The sequence below is a fragment of the uncultured Microbacterium sp. genome, assembly GCF_947488465.1.
GTDB lineage: Bacteria > Actinomycetota > Actinomycetes > Actinomycetales > Microbacteriaceae > Microbacterium.
The window spans coordinates 849673-872453 of sequence record NZ_CANKZA010000001.1 but is presented as its reverse complement, the minus strand read 5'-3'; the positions used below and the strand labels follow the sequence as shown (position 1 = coordinate 872453).

Here is a 22781-nt window from a genome sequence, read left to right as displayed (position 1 = left end):
CTCGCCGGAAGTCCGATCCGGACGTCGAATGGGACGACTTCGCCGTCGGTGACTTCGAGTCGGGCGAAGACGAGGACGTCTGACGCCGAGGGCGAACGATCGCCGCCGTGTCGGACGCCCCGCCTACGCTGGGATGATGCAGACCACGCGTTCCGTCCGCCCTTTCGAGGTGATCAGCGAGTATCAGCCCAGCGGCGATCAACCGCACGCGATCGCCGAGCTCGCCGGCCGCATCAACGCCGGTGAAACAGATGTCGTGCTGCTCGGTGCGACGGGAACCGGAAAGTCGGCGACGACCGCGTGGCTCATCGAGCAGGTGCAGCGTCCGACGCTCGTGCTCGCGCACAACAAGACGCTGGCCGCACAGCTGGCCAACGAGTTCCGTGAACTCATGCCGAACAACGCCGTCGAGTACTTCGTCAGCTACTACGACTACTACCAGCCCGAGGCCTACGTTCCGCAGACCGATACCTTCATCGAGAAAGACTCGTCGGTCAACGCGGAGGTCGAACGTCTCCGTCACTCCACGACGAACTCGCTCCTGAGCCGCCGAGACGTCGTCGTGGTCAGCACGGTCTCGTGCATCTACGGGCTCGGCGCTCCGGAAGAGTACATGCGCGCGATGGTCGCGCTGCAGGTGGGGGAGCGGTACGACCGCGACGCGCTGATCCGCAAGTTCATCGCCATGCAGTACAACCGCAACGACGTCGATTTCTCCCGCGGCAATTTCCGGGTGCGCGGCGACACGATCGAGATCATTCCGGTCTACGAGGAGTATGCGATCCGCATCGAACTGTTCGGTGACGAGATCGAGGCGTTGTACATGCTGCATCCGCTGACCGGGGATGTCGTGAAGAAGCTCGAGAGCGTGCCGATCTTCCCCGCATCGCACTATGTCGCCGGCACCGACACCGTCCATCGCGCGATCGGGACGATCGAGACCGAACTGGCCGAGCGGCTTAAGGAGCTCGAGGGGCAGGGCAAGCTGCTCGAAGCTCAGCGGCTCCGCATGCGGACGACCTTCGACCTGGAGATGCTGCAGCAGCTCGGATTCTGCTCGGGGATCGAAAACTATTCACGCCATCTCGACGTGCGCGAGCCCGGCGAACCGCCGCACACGCTCCTCGACTTCTTTCCCGACGACTTCCTCATGGTCATCGATGAATCGCACGTCACCGTGCCGCAGATCGGCGCGATGTACGAGGGGGATGCGTCGCGCAAGCGCACGCTGGTCGACCACGGCTTCCGGCTGCCCAGCGCGCTGGACAACAGGCCGCTGCGCTTCGACGAGTTCAAGCAGCGGATCGGTCAGACCGTCTACTTGTCGGCGACCCCCGGTCGCTACGAAATGGGCATCGCCGATGGAGTGGTCGAGCAGATCATCCGTCCGACCGGGTTGGTCGACCCCGAGATCATCGTGAAGCCGTCGAAGGGTCAGATCGACGATCTGTTGGAAGAGATCCGCATCCGCGTCGAACGTGACGAGCGTGTGCTCGTCACCACTCTCACGAAGAAGATGGCGGAAGAGCTGACCGACTTCCTCGGCGAGCACGGAGTGCGGGTGCGCTACCTCCACTCCGATGTCGATACGCTCCGCCGTGTGGAGCTCCTCACGGAGCTGCGACAGGGTGTGTACGACGTCCTGGTCGGCATCAACCTCTTGCGTGAAGGCCTCGACCTGCCCGAAGTGTCGCTCGTCGCGATCCTCGACGCCGACAAGGAGGGCTTCCTGCGCAGTGGTACGTCGCTCATCCAAACGATCGGTCGCGCGGCTCGAAACGTCTCCGGCGAAGTGCACATGTACGCCGACAACATGACCGATTCGATGCGTAAAGCCATCGACGAGACCGATCGGCGCCGCGAGAAGCAGGTTGCCTACAACCTCGAGCACGGCATCGATCCGCAGCCGCTGCGCAAGAAGATCGCCGACATCACGGAGGCGCTCGCACGGGAGGCCTCCGACACCCAGGATCTGCTGTCCAAGAAGACCAAGAGCGGCAAGGGCAAGTCTCCGACGCCGCAGCTCCGCCGTGAAGGGATCGCGGCCGAGGGGGCCAATCAACTCGAGGCGACGATCCAGGATTTGTCCGGGCAGATGCTCGCGGCGGCGGCCGAGCTCAAGTTCGAGCTCGCTGGGCGCCTGCGCGATGAGGTGCAGGACCTCAAAAAGGAGCTGCGCGCGATGGAGAAGGCGGGACACGCCTGAGCTCGGGTGTCACGGACAGTGCATGAGGGGCTTCGGCCCTGACCGGTCGAACGTGTGCGCCGACATCGCGTGCCCGCAGAGGGGGCAGGCGCGCTCGGCACGCACGGGCTCCGGCTCGGTGTCGTAGGGGCCGACCGACGCCGGCCCGGCGACGCGGATGAGACGGGTGTTGAGGTACGCATACCAGCCCCCGGCCGCACGCACGCGTTCGCGGAGCGGTGGGCGGGCAGGATCGGGCTCGGTCATATCCTTAGTGTACTAACGAATATGTAGGATGAGGGTCATGAACGCCGACGACCCGCGCGATGACCTGCTGAAGCTCGACAATCAGCTCTGCTTCGCGGTGGTGACCGCCGCGCGGAACGTCGTCGCGATCTACCGCCCGATCCTCGAGCCGCTCGGCCTCACGCACCCGCAGTATCTCGTCATGCTCGCCCTGTGGGAGGGCTCGCCCCGCGCCCTGGGGGAGCTGGCCGACGAGCTGGCGATGGAACCCGCGACGCTGTCGCCGCTCATCGGGCGCTTGGAGGCGCAGGGGCTCGTCTCCCGCGGTCGCAGTGTGGGGGATGCCCGCGTACTCGCGCTGGGTCTCACGCCGGCGGGCGTGGCGCTTCGCGAGCGTGCGCTCGACGTTCCGGGGAAGGTGATGGCGGCCACCGGCATGACGTCCGAACAGGTGGTGACTCTCCGCGACGGACTGGCGCCGTTCGCGGGACGGCGCACCGTGTGAGGAGCTCCCGGCATCCGGAAGGGGCTTCGCTCAGAGCGCACGCGGGGGCCCGGTGTCGGAGGCCCCGCTTAGACTTGTGCGGTGCCTATCGTCCCCGTCGCAGCGTCGAAACTCAGCGTCCGCGGAGCCCGCGTCCACAACCTCAAGAACGTGGATCTGGACATCCCCCGGGACTCCCTCGTGGTCTTCACGGGTCTCTCCGGATCGGGGAAGTCGAGCCTCGCGTTCGACACCATCTTCGCGGAGGGGCAACGCCGCTACGTCGAGTCGCTGAGCGCCTACGCGCGCCAGTTCCTCGGTCAGGTCGACCGACCCGATGTCGATTTCATCGAAGGCCTGTCGCCGGCCGTGAGCATCGATCAGAAGTCGACGAACCGCAACCCGCGATCGACCGTGGGCACGATCACCGAGATCCACGACTACATGCGACTCCTGTGGGCTCGGATCGGCGTGCCCCACTGTCCCGAGTGCGGGGCGCAGATCCAGCGGCAGACCGTGCAGCAGATCGCCGACCAGCTCATGGAGCTCCCCGAGCGCACGCGGTATCAGATCGTCGCTCCGGTCGTGACGCAGAAGAAGGGCGAGTTCGTCGACCTCTTCAAGGAGCTCTCGGCCAAGGGCTATGCGCGCGCCGTGGTCGACGGTGACCTCATCCAACTCGCCGAGCCGCCCACGCTCAAGAAGAGCTACAAGCACGACATCGCCGTCGTCGTCGACCGACTGGTCGCCGCCCCCGACATCCTGAGCCGTGTCACGGACTCGGTCGAGACCGCGCTCGGCCTTGCCTCCGGGATCATGCAGGTGAACTTCGTCGATGAAGAGGGCGATGACGCGTGGCAGAGCTTCAGTGAGAAGCTCGCCTGCCCGAACGGTCACGCCCTGCAGCTCACCGAGATCGAGCCCCGGACCTTTTCGTTCAACGCGCCGTTCGGGGCCTGCCCGACGTGCTCCGGTCTCGGCACCCGCATGTCGGTCGACGTCGAGCTCATGCTCGGCGACGAGGAACTGTCGATCAACGAGGGCGTGATCATTCCGTGGACGACCCAGGGCAAGGGGCTCTTCCAGTACTACGAGCGTCTCCTGGTGGGCCTCGCCGATGACCTCGATTTCTCGCTCGACACGCCCTGGCGTGATCTGACTCCCGAGGTACAGGAAGCGATCCTCCGCGGAGAGAACTACAAGGTCACCGTGAAGTGGAAGAACCGCTACGGTCGCGAGATGCGGTACTCCTCCGGGTTCGAGGGCGTGGTTCCCTACATCGAACGGCAGTACACGCAGGCCGAATCCGACAGTCAGCGCCAGCGGTGGTCGGAGTATCTGCGTGAAGTCCCCTGCGCGGTCTGCAAGGGCGACCGACTCAAGCCGGAAGTGCTCGCGGTGCTGGTGCACGGCCACTCGATCGCCGATGCCTCGCGCTTGAGCCTGGGCCAAGCGCAGGAGTACTTCGCCCAGCTCGAGCTCACCGATCGCGAAGCGAAGATCGCGGCGGCGGTGTTGCGTGAGATCCGGGCCCGGTTGGAGTTCCTCATCCAGGTCGGACTCAACTACCTCAGCTTGTCGCGCGCGGCGGGGTCGCTCTCCGGCGGTGAAGCGCAACGCATCCGCCTCGCGACGCAGATCGGTTCGGGGCTGACCGGTGTGCTGTACGTCCTCGACGAACCGTCGATCGGCCTCCACCAACGTGACAACCGTCGTTTGATCGAGACACTCGTCCGGCTCAAGGAGCTCGGCAACACGCTCATCGTCGTCGAGCACGACGAAGAGACGATCCACGCGGCGGACTGGGTGGTCGACATCGGACCGCGCGCCGGTGTCGACGGCGGTCACGTCGTCCACTCCGGGCCGCTGGCGTCGCTTCTGGAGGATCGCTCGTCGCTCACCGGTGAGTACCTCAGCGGCCGTCGCATGATCGAAACACCCAAGAAGCGTCGCAAGATCGACAAGAGTCGGATGCTGTCGGTCGTCGGCGCGCGGGAGAACAATCTCAAGAATGTGACCGCCGACTTTCCGCTCGGCGTGCTCACCGCGGTCACCGGGGTCAGCGGATCGGGCAAGTCGTCGCTGGTCAACGGCATCCTGTACGAAGTGCTGGCGACCCGCCTCAACGGTGCACGCCGCGTCGCCGGAAAGCACACGCGGGTGACGGGCCTCGAAAACCTCGACAAGGTCGTGCACGTCGACCAGGCCCCGATCGGTCGCACCCCGCGCTCGAACCCTGCCACCTATACCGGTGTGTTCGATCGCATCCGCACGCTTTTCAGCGAGACGCCCGAGGCAAAGGTGCGCGGCTACCAGCCCGGACGGTTCAGCTTCAACGTCAAGGGCGGGCGCTGTGAGGCCTGCTCGGGCGACGGCACGATCAAGATCGAGATGAACTTCCTGCCCGACGTCTACGTCGACTGCGAGGTGTGCCACGGCAAGCGATACAACCGCGACACCTTGAGCGTGCACTACAAGGGCAAGAACATCGCCGAGGTGCTCGAGATGCCGATCGCCGAGGCGGCGGACTTCTTCGAACCGATCCAGGCGATCCACCGCTACCTCAAGACGCTCGTGGACGTCGGGCTCGGTTACGTGCGGCTCGGTCAGTCGGCCACGACCCTCTCCGGTGGCGAAGCCCAGCGCGTCAAGCTCGCGACGGAACTGCAGCGCCGATCGAACGGTCGGAGCATCTACGTTCTCGACGAACCGACGACGGGGCTGCATTTCGAAGACGTCGCACGGTTGCTCGAGGTGCTGAACAGCCTCGTCGACAAGGGCAATAGCGTCATCGTGATCGAGCACAATCTCGATGTCATCAAGTCGTCCGACTGGATCATCGACCTCGGTCCCGAGGGTGGTGCCGGTGGCGGTCAGATCATCGCGGTGGGTACCCCGGAGCAGGTCGCACGCGTCGAGGCCAGCCACACCGGCACCTTCCTCGCCGAGGTCTTGGCATCGGGGCGGATTCACGCTCCGGAGAAGACGCTCGCCGCGGCGCCGAAGGCGCGCAAGGCCGGCTGAAATGGCCGACGCACTTCCCTACAAGCCGAAGCCGGGGGAGATCCCCACCGAACCCGGCGTGTATCGCTTCCGCGACGCGCAGGGGCGTGTGCTGTACGTCGGGAAGGCGAAGAACCTCCGGGCGCGCCTGTCGAACTACTTCGCACCGTTGCACACACTGCACGAGCGGACGCGTCGGATGGTGCTGACGGCCTCGTCGGTCGAGTGGACCGTCGTCGACTCCGACGTCGACTCGCTGCAACTCGAGTACACCTGGATCCAGGAGTATTCGCCGCCCTTCAACGTGCGGTACAAGGACGACAAGTCCTACCCCTATATGGCCATCACGCTGGCCGATGAGGCGCCGCGGGTCATCGTGACCCGCAACCGCCGCATCCGGGGGGCGAAGTACTTCGGTCCCTACCCGAAGATCTGGGCCGTGCACGACACGATCGACCTCATGATCAAGGTGTTCCCGATCCGCACGTGCTCCGACTCGTCGTACAAGAAGGCGATGGCGAGCGGCCGGCCCTGCTTCCCCGGTCAGATCGGCCGCTGCGGCGGGCCGTGTTCGATGACCGTGACGATCGAAGAGCACCGGGCGATCGTCGACGACTTCGTCGCCTTCATGTCTGGCGGCGATCAGCGCTTCACGAAAGACCTCACGAAGCGCATGCGGGAGGCATCCGCCGCGATGGACTACGAGTCGGCGGCCGTCTACCGCGATCGTCTGCAGTCCATCGATGCGGTCCTCCAGCGCAGTGCCTTGGTGCTCTCGGACGATACGGATGCCGACCTGTTCGGCATCGCGGAGGACGAGCTCTCCGCGGCGGTGCAGCACTTCATCGTGCGCGGTGGTCGGGTGCGCGGGGTACGTGCCACCACGATCGACAAAGAGCTCGACATCGCCGGCGCCGACCTGGTCGATCAGGTGCTCCAGCGCACGTACGGTGATGCGGCCGCCGCCGACATCCCGCGGCAGGTACTCGTGCCGGTGCTCCCCGATGACTCCGCCGAGATCGAGCAGTGGTTGACCGAACGCCGCGGTCGTCGCGTGGCCGTGCAGGTCGCGCAACGCGGACAGAAGTCGGAGTTGCTGAAAACAGCGACCCGCAACGCGGAGCAGGCGTTGCTGCTGCACAAGATGCGACGGACGAGTGACTACACGTCGCGGACGCGCGCCTTGACCGATCTTCAGGAGGCGCTCGGGCTCGATGAGGCGCCGCTGCGGATCGAATGCTACGACGTCTCGCACCTCGGCGGCACGAACGTTGTCGCGTCGATGGTGGTCTTCGAGGACGGGCTACCCCGCAAAGATCAGTACCGATCTTTCGGTATTCCCGAGACCACCGACGACACCGACTCGATCTACCAGGTGCTCACGCGGCGTCTTTCCCACATCGACGAAGATGACCCGGCGACACCAGACGCCGTCCCGGTCGTCGACGGCGATGAGCCGGTGGTGATGATCCGGAAGAAGCCGAGATTCGCCTACCGGCCGCAATTGCTGGTCGTCGACGGTGGCCAGCCGCAGGTCGAAGCGGCCGCTCGCGCACTCCGAGATGCCGGCGGGCCTCAGATCGCCCTGTGCGGTATCGCCAAGCGTCTCGAAGAGGTGTGGCTCCCGGGGGAGGAGTACCCCGTCATCCTGCCGCGCACGTCCGAGGCGCTCTACCTGCTGCAACGTCTGCGCGACGAAGCGCACCGCTTCGCGATCACGCATCAGCGGTCGCGGCGCAAGCGTGATATCACGACCGTGCTCAGCGACGTTCCCGGGCTCGGCCAGATCCGGATCAAGGCACTTCTCCGGCACTTCGGGTCGGTGGCGAAGCTCACGCAGGCGACCCCCGAGCAAATCGCCGAGCTTCCCGGCATCGGCCCGACGCTCGCCGACGCGGTGCATCGTCACCTCGCGAATCGCTAGGCTGGCAGGGCGATCCACGCGACGAACCTGGGGAGAGTCATAGTGGCCACACCGGACGAGTTGCCCCCGGGCGAGGTGCTCATCGTCACCGGCATGTCCGGCGCCGGTCGGACAACCGCCGCGAATGCGCTCGAAGACCTCGACTGGTACGTCGTCGACAACCTGCCGCCGCAGATGCTGCGTCCGCTGCTGGAGCTCACCGAGTTCGCCGGCGAAGCGTTGCCGAAGGTGGCAGCCGTCGTGGATGTCCGTGGCCGTGATCTCTTCCGCGAGTTGCCCGCCGTCACGCAGTCGCTCCGCGGTGGTCGTCAGTTGCGTGTGCTCTTCCTCGATGCCTCCGACGAAGTGCTCGTCCGGCGGTTCGAATCGGTGCGGCGGCCGCATCCGCTCCAGGGGGACGGCACGATCCTCGACGGCATCCGCCGGGAGCGCGAACGGGTGGCTGTCATCCGCGAGAGCGCGGACGTGATCGTCGACACGACGAACTTGAACATCCACCAATTGGCTACGCGGATCGTCGATCTCTTCAGCGAGGACGGCGCCGCTCGGCACACGGTGACCGTCATGAGCTTCGGGTTCAAGTACGGGCTCCCCACCGACGTCGACCTGGTCGCGGACATGCGCTTTCTGCCCAATCCGTTCTGGATTCCGGAGTTGAAGGCCCACACCGGTGAAGAGCAACCGGTCCGTGACTACGTGCTCTCGCAAACCGGCGCACTCGAGTTCATCGACGCGTACTCGACGGCACTTCGGCCGGTGCTCGAGGGCTATCAGCGGGAGAACAAGCGTCATTCGGTCGTCGCGATCGGGTGCACCGGCGGCAAGCACCGCTCAGTTGTGACCGCTGTGGAGATTGCTGATCGACTGGCGAATGTGCCCGGAGTGGCTGTGCGCGTGAAACACCGCGACCTCGGTCGCGAGTAGGCTGGACTCTTCCCTCCGCCGCTCTACCGAAGGATCGTTGTGTCGTTGACCGCTGATGTGAAGACCGAGCTGGCCAGCGTTCGTGACCCTCGGCCCACGGCGCGGGTGGCTGAGTTGACGGCCCTGTTGCGCTTCTCCGGCGGCCTTCACTCGATCGCCGGACGCGTCGCCGTGGAAGCGGAAGTCGAGTCGGAGGTCCTGGCCCGACGCGTCGCGCGCGACCTCATGGAGATCTATGGAGTCCGCCCCGAATTGCACCGGGTGCAGGCCTCTGGGGGTCGCGCCGGTGGTCACTTCGCCGTCCGAGTCATCGACGGCGGCGAGACGCTCGCGCGCCAGACCGGGCTCCTCGACGCGCGTCGTCGACCGGTCCGGGGCCTCCCGAACAAACTCACCACCGGTGCCCGGCCCGATCTTGCCGCCGTGTGGCGCGGTGCCTTCCTCGCGGCCGGTTCGCTGACCGAACCCGGCCGCTCGGCCGCGCTCGAGATCGGATGCCCGTCGGGCGAAGCCGCGATGGCGCTCGTGGGCGCGGCCCACCGCATCGGCATCGCTGCGAAGGCGCGCGAAGTGCGCGGGATACCTCGCGTCGTCGTGCGTGACGGCGAGGCGATTCGCGTGGCGTTGGCAGAAATGGGCGCCGCGCGCACCGCCAGCGCCTGGGAAGAGCTCCGTCAGCGGCGAGAAGTCCGCGCGGGCGTCAACCGGCTCGTGAACTTCGACGACGCGAACCTCCGCCGCTCCGCGCAGGCGGCCGTCGCCGCGTGCGCGCGGGTGGAGCGAGCGCTGGAGATCCTGGCGGACGACGTCCCCGATCATCTGCGCGAAGCCGGCGAACTGAGGCTGGCCCACCGCGACGCGAGCCTCGACGAGCTCGGACACCACGCCGACCCGCCGATGACGAAGGATGCGGTGGCCGGCCGCATCCGTCGCCTGCTCGCGATGGCCGACAAGAAGGCCGTCCACGACGGCATCCCGGGAACGGATTCCGCCGTGCCGGAGGGCATGGAGGACTGACGACTCCGCCCGCGCGGTGTTTTTCTCACGTCCCCGTGAGGGAAGCAACCCCCTGCCTCGTGTGTTGTCGCTGTCAATAGGATGAAGACGTCCACTCGCCGCGCGCACGTGCGGCGCCGACAGGAAGAAGACAGCATGGCGAAGTACACCCTCCCCGACCTCCCGTACGACTTCGCGGCGCTCGAGCCGCACATCAGCGGCAAGATCATGCAGCTGCATCATGACAAGCACCACCAGGCATACGTGACCGGCGCGAACACCGCGCTCGAGCAGCTCGCCGAGGCGCGCGACTCCGGCAACCTCGCCAACGTCAACAAGCTCGAGAAGGACCTGGCGTTCAACCTGGGCGGGCACGTCAACCACTCCATCTTCTGGACCAACCTGTCCCCGAACGGCGGCGGACAGCCCGAGGGTGAGCTCGCGGCGGCCATCGACGACAACTTCGGTGGCTTCGAGAAGTTCCAGGCGCACTTCACGGCTGCGGCGACCGGCATCCAGGGGTCCGGCTGGGCGGTGCTCAGCTGGGACGTCCTGGGCGAGCAGCTGATCATCCAGCAGCTCTTCGACCAGCAGTCCAACACGGCGCAGGGAACAGTGCCGATCTTCCAGCTCGACATGTGGGAGCACGCGTTCTACCTCGACTACCTGAACGTCAAGGCCGACTACGTCAAGGCTGTATGGAACATCGCGAACTGGGAGAACGTCGCCGAGCGCTTTTCCACGGCACGCGAGAAGACGTCGGGCCTGCTCGCGTAGTAGGGTCATGACCAGGTGAGGATGCCGGGTTTCCCTCCGGCAACGGGGTGGAAAGCCCGGCATCCTTTCTATCCAGCAGTAGCGTTCCGGGTGTGCCGAAGGGGTGCATCGGCGCAACACACAACGGGAGAAACAGTGACTGTCAAGATCGGAATCAACGGCTTCGGCCGCATCGGCCGCAACTTCCTGCGGGCGGCTATGGAGCAGAGCGCTGACATCGAGATCGTCGCGGTGAACGACCTCACCGACAACAAGACGCTCGCTCACCTTCTCAAGTACGATTCCGTCGGTGGCCGCCTCGCCGCAGACGTCTCGTTCGATGCAGACTCCATCACGGTCGACGGCAAGGCCATCAAGGTCTTCGAAGAGCGTGACCCCGCCAACCTTCCCTGGGGCGACCTGGGTGTGGACATCGTCATCGAGTCGACCGGCCGCTTCACCAAGGCCGTCGACGCGAAGAAGCACATCGATGGCGGTGCGAAGAAGGTCATCATCTCGGCCCCCGGCACCGACGTCGACGGCACGTTCGTCATGGGCGTCAACGACGGTGACTACGACAACGAGACGATGCACATCATCTCGAACGCGTCGTGCACGACCAACTGCCTCGCGCCCCTCGCACAGGTCTTCAACGACGCGTTCGGCATCGAGCGTGGCTTCATGATGACCGCGCACGCCTACACCGCCGACCAGAACCTTCAGGACGGCCCGCACGGTGACCTGCACCGTGCGCGCGCCGCAGCGCTGAACATCGTGCCCGCCTCGACCGGTGCCGCGAAGGCCATCGGCCTGGTGCTTCCGGAACTCCAGGGCAAGCTGAGCGGCTCCTCGTACCGGGTTCCGATCCCCACGGGCTCGATCGTCGACCTCACGATCATCACGCCGACCGACGGCCTGACCGTGGAGACCATCAACGCCGCATACGAGAAGGCCGCTGCCGAGGGTGCGCTCGTCGGGTACCTGAAGTACAACACGGACGCCATCGTCTCGACCGACATCGTCCACGACGACCACTCGTCGATCTTCGACGCGGGTCAGACGAACGTCTCGGGCAACCTGGTCAAGGTCTCCGCGTGGTACGACAACGAGTGGGGCTACTCGAACCGCCTCGTCGACCTCGCTGAGCTCGTCGGCGACAAGCTCTGAGATTCCGCCATGGCTCTGCGCACCCTCGACTCGCTGGGTTCGCTGGCCGGTAAGCGCGTCATCGTCCGTGTTGACTTCAATGTCCCTCTGAAAGAGGGCGTCATCACGGACGATGGCCGTATCCGGGCAGCACTTCCCACGCTCAACCATCTCCTCAACCAGGGGGCCCGTGTGATCGCGTGCTCCCACCTGGGTCGCCCGGACGGCGCTCCGGACGCGAAGTACAGCCTCGAGCCGGTCGCTCAGCGGCTGTCCGAACTCCTCGGCGCCCCCGTCGCGTTCGCACGCGACACCGTCGGAGAGTCGGCGCAGGATGCCGCCGCCGCACTCGCGGACGGTGAGATCGCCGTCATCGAGAACCTTCGCTTCAACCCGGGCGAAACCGCGAAGGACGACGGCGAGCGTCGTGCGTTCGCGGAGCAGCTCGCGGCCCTCGGCGATGCGTTCGTGTCCGACGGCTTCGGAGTCGTCCACCGGAAGCAGGCGTCGGTCTACGAGCTCGCCGAGCTTCTTCCGTCGGCGGCTGGGTTCCTCATCGAGAAGGAGGTCGACGTCCTCGACCGCCTGACCGAGAACCCCGAGCGTCCCTATGCGGTCGTCCTCGGTGGATCCAAAGTCAGCGACAAGCTCGGGGTCATCGAGCACCTGCTGCCGCGCGCCGACAAGATCCTCGTCGGCGGCGGGATGCTGTTCACCTTCCTCGCGGCCCAGGGGCACTCGGTCGGCAAGAGCCTGCTCGAGACCGATCTGATCGACACCGTCCGTGGGTACATCACGACCGCGCAGGAGCGCGGCGTGGAGCTCATCCTTCCGGTGGATGCCGTCATGGCCGCCGGCTTCGCCGCCGACGCCGATCACGTCGTCGCTCCTGCGGATGCGCTCGAAGACACGCCCTTCGGCCCCGACGGGATGGGCCTGGACATCGGACCGGCATCGGCCGAGCTGTTCGCGGAGGCGATCCGCGGATCGAAGACGGTGTTCTGGAATGGTCCGATGGGTGTCTTCGAGATGCCGGCATTCGCCGCCGGCACCCAGACCGTCGCAGCTGCTCTGACCGAGGTCGACGGGCTGTCTGTCGTCGGTGGGGGTGATTCGGCCGCCGCCGTCCGCCAGCTCGGATTCGCCGACGACCAGTTCGGTCACATCTCCACGGGTGGCGGCGCCAGCCTGGAGTTCTTGGAGGGCAAGAAACTGCCCGGTTTGGAGATCCTCGGATGGCAGTGAGAACCCCGCTCATCGCGGGCAACTGGAAGATGAACCTCGATCACCTGCAGGCGGTCGCGTTCGTGCAGAAGTTGCATTGGACGTTGAAGGAAGCCGGGCACGAGAACGGTTCGGTCGAGGTCGCGGTCTTCCCGCCCTTCACCGACATCCGCACTGTGCAGACGTTGATCGATGCCGACAAGATCCCGTTCTCGCTGGGAGGTCAAGACCTCTCGACGAAGGACTCCGGCGCGTACACGGGTGAGATCTCGGGCGCGTTCCTGAAGAAGCTCGATTGCGGCTACGTGATCATCGGCCACTCCGAACGTCGTGACTACCACGCCGAGACGGATGAGGTCGTCGCAGCCAAGGTGCAGGCCGCGCTTCGCCACGGGCTCGTCCCCGTGATCTGCGTCGGCGAGACGCTGGAGCAGCGCGAGCAGTCCGGACCGACCGCGGTCTCGGTCGCGCAGCTGCAGGCCGCCCTCGCGGGCGTTCCCGCCGATGCCGACATCGTCGTGGCGTACGAGCCGGTGTGGGCCATCGGCACCGGCCAGGTTGCCTCGCCCGAGCAGGCGCAGGAGGTGTGCGCTCAGCTGCGGACAGTGATCGCCGACGTTCTCGGTGACGAGGCAGCAGCGCGCACGCGCGTGCTGTACGGCGGTTCGGTGAAGTCGGGCAACGTCGCGAGCTTCATGCGCGAGCCCGACATCGACGGAGCCCTGGTCGGCGGTGCAAGCCTGGTGGTCGACGAATTCGCCGCCATCATCCGCTACCAGAAGCACGTCGGCGTCTGACCCGTACCGCGACAGGCCCGAGGACCCGTGAGAGTCCTCGGGCCTGTCGCCGGTATACTCGAACATTGTGCGCCCTGTCGCGGGCGCAGCGAAAGGCTTCATCGATCGTGGACATCCTCGAGTTCGTACTGCAGGTGCTGCTGGGTATCACCAGCCTCTTGCTGACCCTCCTGATCCTGCTGCACAAGGGTCGCGGTGGCGGTCTGTCCGACATGTTCGGCGGCGGGATGAGCTCGGCGATGGGGTCTTCGGGACTTGCCGAGCGCAACCTCAACCGATTCACGGTCGTCCTCGCTCTTGTCTGGTTCGTGGCGATCGTCGCCCTGGGCCTCATCACGAAATTCCAGGGGATCTAATGGCATCCGGCGGTAACGCAATCCGTGGCACCCGAGTCGGTGCCGGCCCGATGGGCGAACAGGACCATGGACACCACGCGGACCGAATCTCGGTCTCGTACTGGGATGCGTTGGGCAACGAGACCGTGCGTCACTTCGCTGCCGGGATCGCCGAGGAGGAGATCCCCGAGACGATCGACTCTCCCCACTCCGGTCTTCCCGCGGGACGCGACAAGGCGAACCCGCCGGCGCTCGCCAAGGCTGAGCCCTACAAGACACACCTTGCGTACGTGAAGGAACGGCGCACCGAGGATGAAGCAGAGACTCTCCTCGACGACGCACTGCAGCAGCTGCGCGAACGGCGCGGCCAAGCCTGATCGCACGCGGCTACGCGCTCACGCGCCGGGATTCTCCGACCGGGCGTGAGGCTCAGTATTCGCCGTCGATCAATTCCGCGGGGACGTTCGTCGCGGCCGCTTCATCGACGAACAGGATGGTGCGCTTGCGACCCTTGGCCCCGGCCGCGGGCACGGTTTCGTAGCTTGCGCCCGCGAGCGCGAGCCCCAGAGCGGCGGCTTTGTCGGTTCCGACGAGCACCATCCAGACGCGCTTGGACGAGTTCAATACGGGGCGAGTGAGCGTGATCCGCGTCGACGGCGGGGTCGGGGAGTCGTAGACCGGTACGACGGCCTTGTCCTTGATCTGGATTTCCGGACGATCGGGGAACAACGACGCGATGTGCGCGTCGGGACCGACACCGAGGAAGCAGACATCGAACGACGGCCACGGCTGGTCATCGCCGGCGAACCGCGCGAGCTCGGCGGAATAAGCCTCGGCGGCCGCATCCGCATCCATCGCGTCGTCAGCGCTCAGCATCGCGTGGATGTTCTCCGCCGGCACGTTGATGTGGTCGAGGAACGCCGCGCGCGCTCCGCGCTCGTTGCGGAGGGCGTCGTCGCGACCGACGAATCGCTCATCGCCCCACCAGAAGTGCACGCGCGACCAATCGATCGCCGTGCGGGCGGGATCGGCTCCGGCGGCTTCGAGCACCTGCGTGCCGATCATGCCCCCGGTGAGGCCGACGTGCACGGTCTTCCCGGCAGACGTCTGCTTGGCGATGCGTTGGATCAGGCGGCAGGCGACGTTGGAGGCAACCGTGGCGGGATCTGAGTCGATCACGACACGCTTGTCCGTCCAGAACTCGGCCATGTGTGACTCCTACGTCGTCGCGGGCCCGAGCAACTCCCAGCCCTCCGTGATGACTCGACCATACAAGACGTCGGGATCCAGTCGGCGCAGTTCCTCGGCGAGGCATTCGCGCAGAGTGCGGCGGGGAAGGACGATGTCGTGCGACGGCTGCCCGGGCTGGGTCAGGGTGGCGTCGATGTCGTTGCTGCGTTCGAGCACGATGTCGCCGCCCGCGCGCACGAGACGCACGCGTTGGATGCCGTGGGCCCACTCCTCCGGCGGCGCGTATCGCCACGTCACCGGCACACCGAGCTTGAGGCGGAGCCATGCGGCCAGAAGTCCCGTCGACGGTGAGTTGCCGGCACCGACGACGTCGATGGCTGTCACGGGCTCGTACGGCGGCTGGTCGAGCACCGCGGCCAATTGCTCCCGCCAGTGCGTGAGTCTCGTCCAGGCGAGGTCGGTGTCACCCGGCGCGTATGACGGGCCGAGCGAGGACAAGCGGTCCTTGGAGAACGGCTTGGTCGATGCATCCGTGATCCGGCGCTGGGCCATGCGTCCGATCGGGGACTCGCCGGGCCTGGCCGGCGGGTGGTCCGGCCACCAGGCCACGACGGGGGCATCCGGCAGGAGGAGTCCCGTGACGAGGCCCTCTTGGTTGCTCGCCGCGTCGCCGGTGGCGCGGAGGACGATGACCTCGCTCGCGCCGGCGTCGCCGCCGACCCGGATCTGGGCGTCGAGCTTCGCGGGACCCTCAGGGTCGGTGATCAACACGATCACACGCATCGGGTGCTCGCGAGACGCATCGTTCGCGGCCTCGATGGCTTCCTCCTGCAGGCCATGGGTCGTCACGATGACGAGTGTGAGAACGCGCCCGAGAGCGACGGCGCCGCCCTCTTCGCGGACGTTCACGAGCGAGCGGGCAATCTTGGACACCGTGGTGTCCGGCAGGTCGACGATCACGGGCGCCTCCAGACGCGGCCATCACGGGCCAGGAGTTCATCGGCGGACGGGGGGCCCCATGAACCGGGGGAGTACTGCTCGAGCGGGTCGGTCTGCTCGGCCCAGTATTCCTCGACGGGGTCGAGGATCTTCCAGGACAGTTCGACCTCTTCGTGGCGCGGGAACAGCGGCGGGTCGCCGAGGAGCACGTCCAAGATGAGCCGCTCATAGGCCTCGGGGCTCGATTCGGTGAAGGCGTGGCCGTAGCCGAAGTCCATCGTCACGTCGCGGACCTCGTTCGCGGCACCCGGGACCTTCGATCCGAAGCGGATCGTGACACCCTCGTCGGGCTGTACGCGGATCACGAGCGCATTCTGTCCGAGCTCGAGCGTCTGATTGCGCTGGAACAGGTGCTGGGGTGCGCGCTTGAACACGACGGCGATCTCGGTCACACGGCGTCCGAGTCGCTTGCCGGTGCGCAGGTAGAACGGCACGCCCGCCCAGCGACGTGTCGCTATCTCGAGCTTGACGGCCGCGTAGGTCTCGGTCGTCGAATCCGGCTTCATCCCGTCTTCGGCGAGGAATCCCGTGACCTCCTCGCCACCCTGCCATCCGCCGGCATACTGTCCGCGCGCCGTCGCCGTCGCGAGATCGGCGGGCAGACGAACGGCCGCGAGGACCTTCTCCTTTTCGGACCGGAGATCGGCGGCCTCCATGGAGATGGGCTCTTCCATCGCCGTCAGCGCCAGAAGTTGGAGAAGGTGGTTCTGGATGACGTCGCGCGCCGCGCCGATGCCGTCGTAGTATCCTGCACGCCCACCGACACCGATGTCCTCGGCCATCGTGATCTGCACGTGGTCGACGTAGTTCGCGTTCCAGATCGGTTCGAACAGTTCGTTCGCGAAACGGAGCGCGAGGATGTTCTGCACCGTCTCTTTACCGAGATAGTGGTCGATTCGGAAGATCGAGTCAGCGGGGAAGGCCACTTCGAGGGCGGCATTGAGTTCGCGCGCCGTTTCCAGGTCGCTGCCGAACGGCTTCTCGATCACGACACGTCGCCACGCATCCGGGTTCGTGGACTTGTCGTCGACGAGGCCGGAATCCTTCAGCTGCTTTGCGACGATGGGGAAGTCACGCGGGGGGATCGACAGGTAGAACGCGTGGTTGCCCATTGTGCCGCGGTCGGCGTCGAGGTTCTCGACGGTCTCGCGCAGCCGGCGGAACGCATCGTCGTCGCCGAACTCGCCCGACACGAAGCGGATGCCCTGGAGCAACTGTTTCCAGGTCTCTTCGCGGAACGGCGTGCGCGCGTGCTGGCGGACGGCGTCGTGAACCACGTTCGCGAAGTCCTGGTCTTCCCAGTCGCGTCGTGCGAAGCCGACGAGTGCGAATCCGGGGGGCAGGAGCCCTCGGTTGGCGAGGTCGTACACGGCGGGCATGAGCTTCTTGCGTGACAGGTCGCCTGTCACACCGAAGATGACGAGCGCACTCGGGCCGGCGATGCGGTTGAGACGGCGATCATCATCGTCGCGCAGCGGATTGTTGCCACGGCTGATCGGAAAGGGCGAGTCGGGGCGGGGCCCCGTGGATTCCACGGACATCGGTGGGTGATTCTCCTACTGGGCTGCTTCGAACAGCGAAAGGACCTCGGCCTGAGGATCGGTGAGGGTGAGCGTGACGACCGGTCGACCGTGTGCCGTGAGCACGGCGGCATCGCCCGCGGCCTGCGCGGCGATCAACTGGCCGAAGGTGAACGGCCGGCCGGGGATCTCGAGGTCGATCTCGCCGCCGTCGAGGATCTGCAGGAACACCCCGTTCGCGGGTCCGCCCTTGTGATACTGACCGGTGGAGTGCAGGAACCGGGGTCCCCAGCCGAACGTCGTCGGGCGGCCGCTGTCGGCCGCGGCGAGTTCGCGCAAGCCCGCCAGCTGCGGCAGGGCCAGGCGATCGACGTACGCCTGGATCGCGACATACCCGTCCGGACCGACACGCTCCCAGAGTGCGTCGAGTACGCCCGGCAACGTCCCCGACGCCGCGAGCGCGGGGTCGGACACCCGCACCTCGACCCCGTGGGCCGAGAAGGCCGGTGCCGTGGCTCCGGGGCGGGCATCGAGGAGGCCTCGCGTGGCATCCTTGGCCGATTCGACATCGGGTTGATCGAACGGATTGATCCCCAGGATGCGGCCGGCGATCGCGGTCGCGTATTCCCAGACGACCAACTGCGCGCCCAGCGATCCGCTGATGAGCACCTCGTCGGGGTGCTGCTCGAGAATCTGGAAATGGACTGCGTCGTCGACGAGGCGCACGATCTGCAGGTCCGCGGGAGTCTGGTCGACCTCCGGGGAGACCGGCAGCAGAACAACCGGGAGGATGCCGGTTCCGTTCTTCCCCGTCGATTCGGCCACGAGCTGCTCGATCCAGTCCGGCAGGCCCACGATGTGGGTGCCGTCGCTGACGAGGCCGAGCTTGTCACGGCGGGGGGAGCCGCCGGCGATCGCGGCCGCGAGGACGAGTGCCGGATTGCGTCGGTCATCGATCGCGACTTCCAGCAGCGTCGCCTCGGCTTCGTCGAGGAGTTCGGAGATATCGACACCCGCGAGGCCCGTGGGGACCAGTCCGAACGCCGTGAGCGCGGAGTACCTGCCACCCACCGTCGGATCCGCCGGGAAGACGCGATAGCCGGCGGTGCGGGCGGATTCGTCCAGTGGTGAGCCCGGGTCGGTGACGACGACGATCCGCTCTGCGGGGTCGATGCCGAGATCGGTCCACGCGGCTTCGAAGGCGCGTCGCGCCGAGTCGGTCTCGACGGTCGAACCCGACTTCGACGACACGACGAGAACGGTCTTCGTCAGGTCGCCCGTTTCGGCGTCGCCGTCGAGCGCGGCGAGCACCTGTCCCGGAGCGGTCGAATCGAGGATGACGAGCGGCACGCCCGCCGTGGCGGCGATGACTTCGGGTGCGAGGGACGATCCGCCCATGCCGGCGAGGACCACGCGGGTGATCCCGCGCGCCACCAGGTCGGCGCGGAGCGCCTCGATCTCGGCGACGAGCGGACGAGAGACGGTGACGGCCCCCACCCAGCCGAGCCGACGGGAGGCTTCGTCAGCCGCATCCGGACCCCAGAGGTCGGAGTCTTCCGCGGTGATCCCGCTCGCGACGAGGTCGTCGACGAGCCCGGGGAGAGTCTCTGCGACCACGTCCTTGACATGGCCGGAGACGTGGATCTCAAAGCTCATCGCTGGCTCTCGGGCGCACCCTCGAGGGCGGCCGTCACGGTGCCCTGCAGGTCGTGCCACGAGGCGATGAACTTCTCGACGCCTTCGTCCTCGAGCAGCTGCGTGACGTCGACGAGGTCGACGCCGATCGCCCCGAGCGCGTCGAAGACGGCGTGCGCGTCAGCGTAGTTGCCGGTGATCGTGTCGCCGGTGACGACGCCGTGGTCGAAGGTCGCCTCGAGCGTCTTCTCGGGCATCGTGTTGACGGTGCCGGGAGCGACGAGTTCGGTCACGTACAGGGTGTCGGGCAGTGCGGGGTCCTTGACACCGGTCGACGCCCACAGCGGACGCTGGACGTTCGCGCCGAGGGCGACGAGGTCCTGTGCGCGCTTCTCGCCGAAGCGCTGCTCGAAGAGCTCGTACGCCAGTCGGGCGTTCGCGAGACCCGCCTTCGACTTCAGCGCCAGGGCCTCATCGGTACCGATCGCGGTCAGACGCTTGTCGACCTCGGTGTCGACGCGCGAGACGAAGAACGACGCCACCGAGTGGATGCTCGAGAGATCGACATCGCCGCCATGGGCGCGCTCGAGACCGGCGAGGTACGCGTCGATGACCTCGGCATAGCGCTCCAGGCTGAAGATGAGCGTCACGTTGACCGAGATCCCGGCCGCGATGACCTCGGTGATGGCCGGGAGGCCGGCCTTGGTCGCGGGGATCTTGATCAGGACGTTGTCCCGGTCGACGGCCGCGAAGAGCTTCTTCGCTTCGGCGACGGTGGCGGTGGTGTCGTGCGCGAGATCGGGGGAGACCTCGATCGACACGCGACCGTCGACGCCGGCGGTCGCGTCGTAGATCGGACGGAAGATATCGCACGCGTCGCGCACATCCGTCGTCGTCAGGGCGAAGATGGTGTCGTCCGCCGATGCACCGGCGCTCGCCTGCGCGGCGATCGCCTCTTCGTATCCGATCCCGGCGCTGATCGCGGCCTGGAAGATCGACGGGTTGGTGGTCACGCCGACGACGCTGTGCGAGTCGATGAGCTCCTGGAGGTTACCCGTGGTGATGCGCTGGCGCGAGAGATCGTCGAGCCAGATGCTGACACCGGCGGCGGACAGGTCTTGAGTGGGCGTGCTCATGCGTTCTCCTTGACAGTTGCGCGGGCCGCCTCGGCGACCGCGTCGGCGGTGACGCCGAACTTCTCGAACAGGGTCTGGTAGTCGGCCGAGGCGCCGAAGTGGTCGATGCCGATCGAACGGCCGGTGTCTCCGACGATCGTGCGCCACAGTGGCGTCGAGCCGGCCTCGACCGATACACGGGCCTTCACCGCGGCGGGAAGCACCGATTCGCGGTACTCCGCATCCTGCTCGTCGAACCACTCCAGCGACGGTGCGGACACCACGCGGGCGTGGATGCCCTCGGCGGCGAGCGTCTCCCGCGCCTCGACGGCGAGCTGCACCTCGGAGCCGGTCGCGATGAGGATGACATCCGGTGTGGACGTCTCGGCATCCACCAACACGTACGCGCCGCGCGCGACACCGTCGGTGGTGGCGAAGCCGCCCTCACCGCGCGGGAAGACCGGGATGTTCTGGCGGGTCAACGCGATGCCGGTGGGCCCGCCCTGGCGGCGCAGGATCTCGACCCAGGCGGCGCTGGTCTCGTTCGCATCTGCGGGACGGACGACCGTGAAGTTCGGGATCAACCGGAGGGTCGCGAGCTGCTCGATCGGCTGGTGCGTGGGCCCGTCCTCACCGAGCGCGACGGAGTCGTGCGTCCAGACGAACACCGAGGGGATGTCCATCAGCGCGGCCAGACGCACGGCAGGGCGCATGTAGTCGGAGAAGATCAGGAATGTCCCACCGAACGGGCGGGTGGGGCCGTGGAGCTTGATCCCGTTGACGATCGCGCCCATCGCGTGCTCGCGGATGCCGAAGTGCAGCACCCGCCCGTACGGATCGCCGGACCACTCGTGCGTAGACCACTCGGCCGGGATAAAGCTCTTCGCGCTCTTGATAGTCGTCAGGTTCGACTCGGCGAGGTCGGCCGAACCGCCCCAGAGCTCGGGAAGCTGGTCTGCCAGGGCGTTGATCACGGTTCCGGATGCGGCGCGGGTCGAGACGGCTTTGCCGGCTTCGAACGTCGGCGCGGAGAGATCCTCGGGGAGCGCTCCGGACTCGAGACGATCAAGAAGTGCCTTGCGCTCGGGGTTCGCGGCGGCCCAGGCGTCGAAGTCCGCCTGCCACGCCGCACGCGTCTCGGCGGCGCGCTCGGCGAGGCCGCGCGTGTGCGCGATGACGTCGTCGGCGACGACGAAAGACTGCTTCGGATCGAATCCGAGCACCTTCTTGGTCGCGGCCAATTCGTCGGAACCGAGGGCGGAGCCGTGGATCTTGCCGGTGTTCTGCTTGCCGGGCGACGGCCAGCCGATGATCGTCTTCAGGATGATGAGCGACGGCTTCGACGTCTCGCCCTTCGCCGCCTCGATCGCCGCAAAGAGAGCGGCGGCATCCTCGACGTACTCACCGGTCTTCTTCCAGTCGACCGTCTGGACGTGCCAGCCGTACGCCTCGTAGCGCTGCGCGACGTTCTCAGTGAAGGCGACGTTCGTGTCGTCCTCGATCGAGATCTGGTTGGAGTCGTAGATCGCGATGAGGTTGCCGAGCTCCTGGTGTCCGGCCAGGCTCGACGCTTCGCTCGTCACGCCCTCCTGCAGGTCGCCGTCTCCCGCGATCGTGTAGACGAAGTGGTCGAACGGACTCGTGCCGGGGGCGGCCTCCGGATCGAACAGGCCGCGCTCGTAACGCGCCGCGTAGGCGAAGCCGACGGCCGACGCGAGCCCCTGGCCCAAGGGACCGGTCGTGATCTCGACGCCCTTCGTGTGGCCGTACTCCGGATGACCCGGGGTCAGCGAGCCCCAGGTGCGCAGCGCCTTGAGATCCTCGAGTTCGAGCCCGAACCCGCCGAGGTACAGCTGCACGTACTGCGTGAGCGAGGAGTGACCGACCGACAGGATGAAGCGGTCGCGGCCGAGCCAGTCGGTGTCGGTCGGGTCATGGCGCAGCACCCGCTGGTACAGCAGGTGGGCGGCCGGGGCCAGACTCATCGCCGTGCCGGGGTGGCCGTTGCCGACCTTCTCCACCGCATCCGCCGCGAGTACTCGGGCGGTGTCCACCGCACGTCGATCGATTTCATCCCAGCGCAGTTCCGACACGTGGTGCCCTTTCACAAGAGGGGGAGTGCATCCGACACAGAGCAACCGGACGGCGGCGTCCGCGAGGAGTGCGCTCATCCGGGCGCTCGGGGACGCCTGTGGTTTCAGCTTAGCGAAGCGGTATGCGTCACAGGCCATGCGCGCTTCGATGTGACGAAGTCTTGCGCACGTGCCTCTGGCGGGTGTGTCGGGACTGTGACGCGCCGGG

19 protein-coding genes are annotated in these 22781 nt (G+C 66.7%); 12 read left to right on the top strand and 7 right to left on the bottom strand.

Translation table 11 applies throughout. The features are described from left to right. The first annotated feature begins 136 nt into the window (after positions 1-136). Positions 137-2206 carry an excinuclease ABC subunit UvrB gene (gene uvrB / locus Q0653_RS04205; protein WP_298942804.1) on the top strand — a complete coding sequence of 690 codons (2070 nt, stop codon included), beginning with the start codon at positions 137-139 and terminating at the stop codon, positions 2204-2206. Between the two features lie 9 nt (positions 2207-2215). Here uvrB and Q0653_RS04200 read toward each other — a convergent pair whose 3' ends face one another. Continuing rightward, a complete protein-coding gene (locus Q0653_RS04200) occupies positions 2216-2452 on the bottom strand; it encodes a hypothetical protein (protein ID WP_298742546.1) in 237 nt (78 codons plus the stop codon). Positions 2453-2489: 37 nt separating this feature from the next. On the opposite strand from Q0653_RS04200, the gene Q0653_RS04195 reads away from it, so the two are divergent. From Q0653_RS04195 to Q0653_RS04145, 11 genes are all read left to right on the top strand, one after another. After that, positions 2490-2936 (top strand): MarR family transcriptional regulator, encoded by a 447-nt coding sequence (locus Q0653_RS04195; protein WP_298942803.1) that lies wholly within the window; start codon positions 2490-2492, stop codon positions 2934-2936. 81 nt (positions 2937-3017) lie between these two features. Continuing rightward, positions 3018-5939, top strand: a complete 2922-nt coding sequence (uvrA, locus tag Q0653_RS04190; RefSeq protein WP_298742548.1) for an excinuclease ABC subunit UvrA — start codon at positions 3018-3020, stop codon at positions 5937-5939. A 1-nt stretch (position 5940) separates the two neighbouring features. Beyond that, positions 5941-7842, top strand: a complete 1902-nt coding sequence (gene uvrC, locus Q0653_RS04185; protein ID WP_298942800.1) for an excinuclease ABC subunit UvrC — start codon at positions 5941-5943, stop codon at positions 7840-7842. Between the two features lie 42 nt (positions 7843-7884). Continuing rightward, complete coding sequence (rapZ, locus tag Q0653_RS04180) at positions 7885-8766, top strand: RNase adapter RapZ (protein ID WP_298742550.1); 882 nt, start codon at positions 7885-7887, stop codon at positions 8764-8766. Between the two features lie 39 nt (positions 8767-8805). After that, a complete protein-coding gene (gene whiA, locus Q0653_RS04175; RefSeq protein ID WP_298942796.1) occupies positions 8806-9783 on the top strand; it encodes a DNA-binding protein WhiA in 978 nt (325 codons plus the stop codon). 135 nt (positions 9784-9918) lie between these two features. After that, a complete protein-coding gene (locus tag Q0653_RS04170; protein WP_298742552.1) occupies positions 9919-10539 on the top strand; it encodes a superoxide dismutase in 621 nt (206 codons plus the stop codon). A gap of 135 nt (positions 10540-10674) precedes the next feature. Further along, positions 10675-11685, top strand: coding sequence for a type I glyceraldehyde-3-phosphate dehydrogenase (gene gap / locus Q0653_RS04165; RefSeq protein ID WP_298742553.1), 1011 nt, complete (start codon positions 10675-10677; stop codon positions 11683-11685). Positions 11686-11694: 9 nt separating this feature from the next. Then, the gene (locus Q0653_RS04160) at positions 11695-12909 is read left to right on the top strand and encodes a phosphoglycerate kinase (protein WP_298942793.1); all 1215 of its coding nucleotides are present in this window, start codon (positions 11695-11697) and stop codon (positions 12907-12909) included. Next, complete coding sequence (gene tpiA / locus Q0653_RS04155; RefSeq protein WP_298942790.1) at positions 12900-13685, top strand: triose-phosphate isomerase; 786 nt, start codon at positions 12900-12902, stop codon at positions 13683-13685. The genes Q0653_RS04160 and tpiA overlap by 10 nt, the downstream gene beginning before the upstream one ends. Before the next feature lie 107 nt (positions 13686-13792). Then, the gene (secG, locus tag Q0653_RS04150) at positions 13793-14041 is read left to right on the top strand and encodes a preprotein translocase subunit SecG (RefSeq protein WP_215486355.1); all 249 of its coding nucleotides are present in this window, start codon (positions 13793-13795) and stop codon (positions 14039-14041) included. After that, on the top strand, positions 14041-14397 hold the full coding sequence (locus Q0653_RS04145; protein ID WP_298742556.1) for an RNA polymerase-binding protein RbpA: 357 nt from the start codon (positions 14041-14043) through the stop codon (positions 14395-14397). Before secG ends, Q0653_RS04145 begins: the two co-directional genes overlap by 1 nt. Positions 14398-14449: 52 nt before the next feature. On the opposite strand, the gene pgl is transcribed toward Q0653_RS04145, so the two are convergent. The 6 genes from pgl to tkt are packed head-to-tail and all read right to left on the bottom strand — an operon-like array spanning position 14450 to position 22573. Beyond that, complete coding sequence (pgl, locus tag Q0653_RS04140; protein ID WP_298942787.1) at positions 14450-15229, bottom strand: 6-phosphogluconolactonase; 780 nt, start codon at positions 15227-15229, stop codon at positions 14450-14452. A 9-nt stretch (positions 15230-15238) separates the two neighbouring features. Further along, entirely contained in the window at positions 15239-16171 is a 933-nt protein-coding gene (locus Q0653_RS04135; RefSeq protein WP_298942785.1) for a glucose-6-phosphate dehydrogenase assembly protein OpcA, read from the bottom strand. After that, positions 16168-17751, bottom strand: a complete 1584-nt coding sequence (gene zwf, locus Q0653_RS04130) for a glucose-6-phosphate dehydrogenase (protein ID WP_298742559.1) — start codon at positions 17749-17751, stop codon at positions 16168-16170. Before zwf ends, Q0653_RS04135 begins: the two co-directional genes overlap by 4 nt. A 15-nt stretch (positions 17752-17766) precedes the next feature. Beyond that, the gene (locus tag Q0653_RS04125; protein WP_298942782.1) at positions 17767-19386 is read right to left on the bottom strand and encodes a glucose-6-phosphate isomerase; all 1620 of its coding nucleotides are present in this window, start codon (positions 19384-19386) and stop codon (positions 17767-17769) included. Then, the gene (gene tal, locus Q0653_RS04120; RefSeq protein WP_298942780.1) at positions 19383-20501 is read right to left on the bottom strand and encodes a transaldolase; all 1119 of its coding nucleotides are present in this window, start codon (positions 20499-20501) and stop codon (positions 19383-19385) included. Before tal ends, Q0653_RS04125 begins: the two co-directional genes overlap by 4 nt. Next, a complete protein-coding gene (gene tkt, locus Q0653_RS04115; RefSeq protein WP_298942778.1) occupies positions 20498-22573 on the bottom strand; it encodes a transketolase in 2076 nt (691 codons plus the stop codon). Before tkt ends, tal begins: the two co-directional genes overlap by 4 nt. Between the last annotated feature and the right edge of the window lie 208 nt (positions 22574-22781).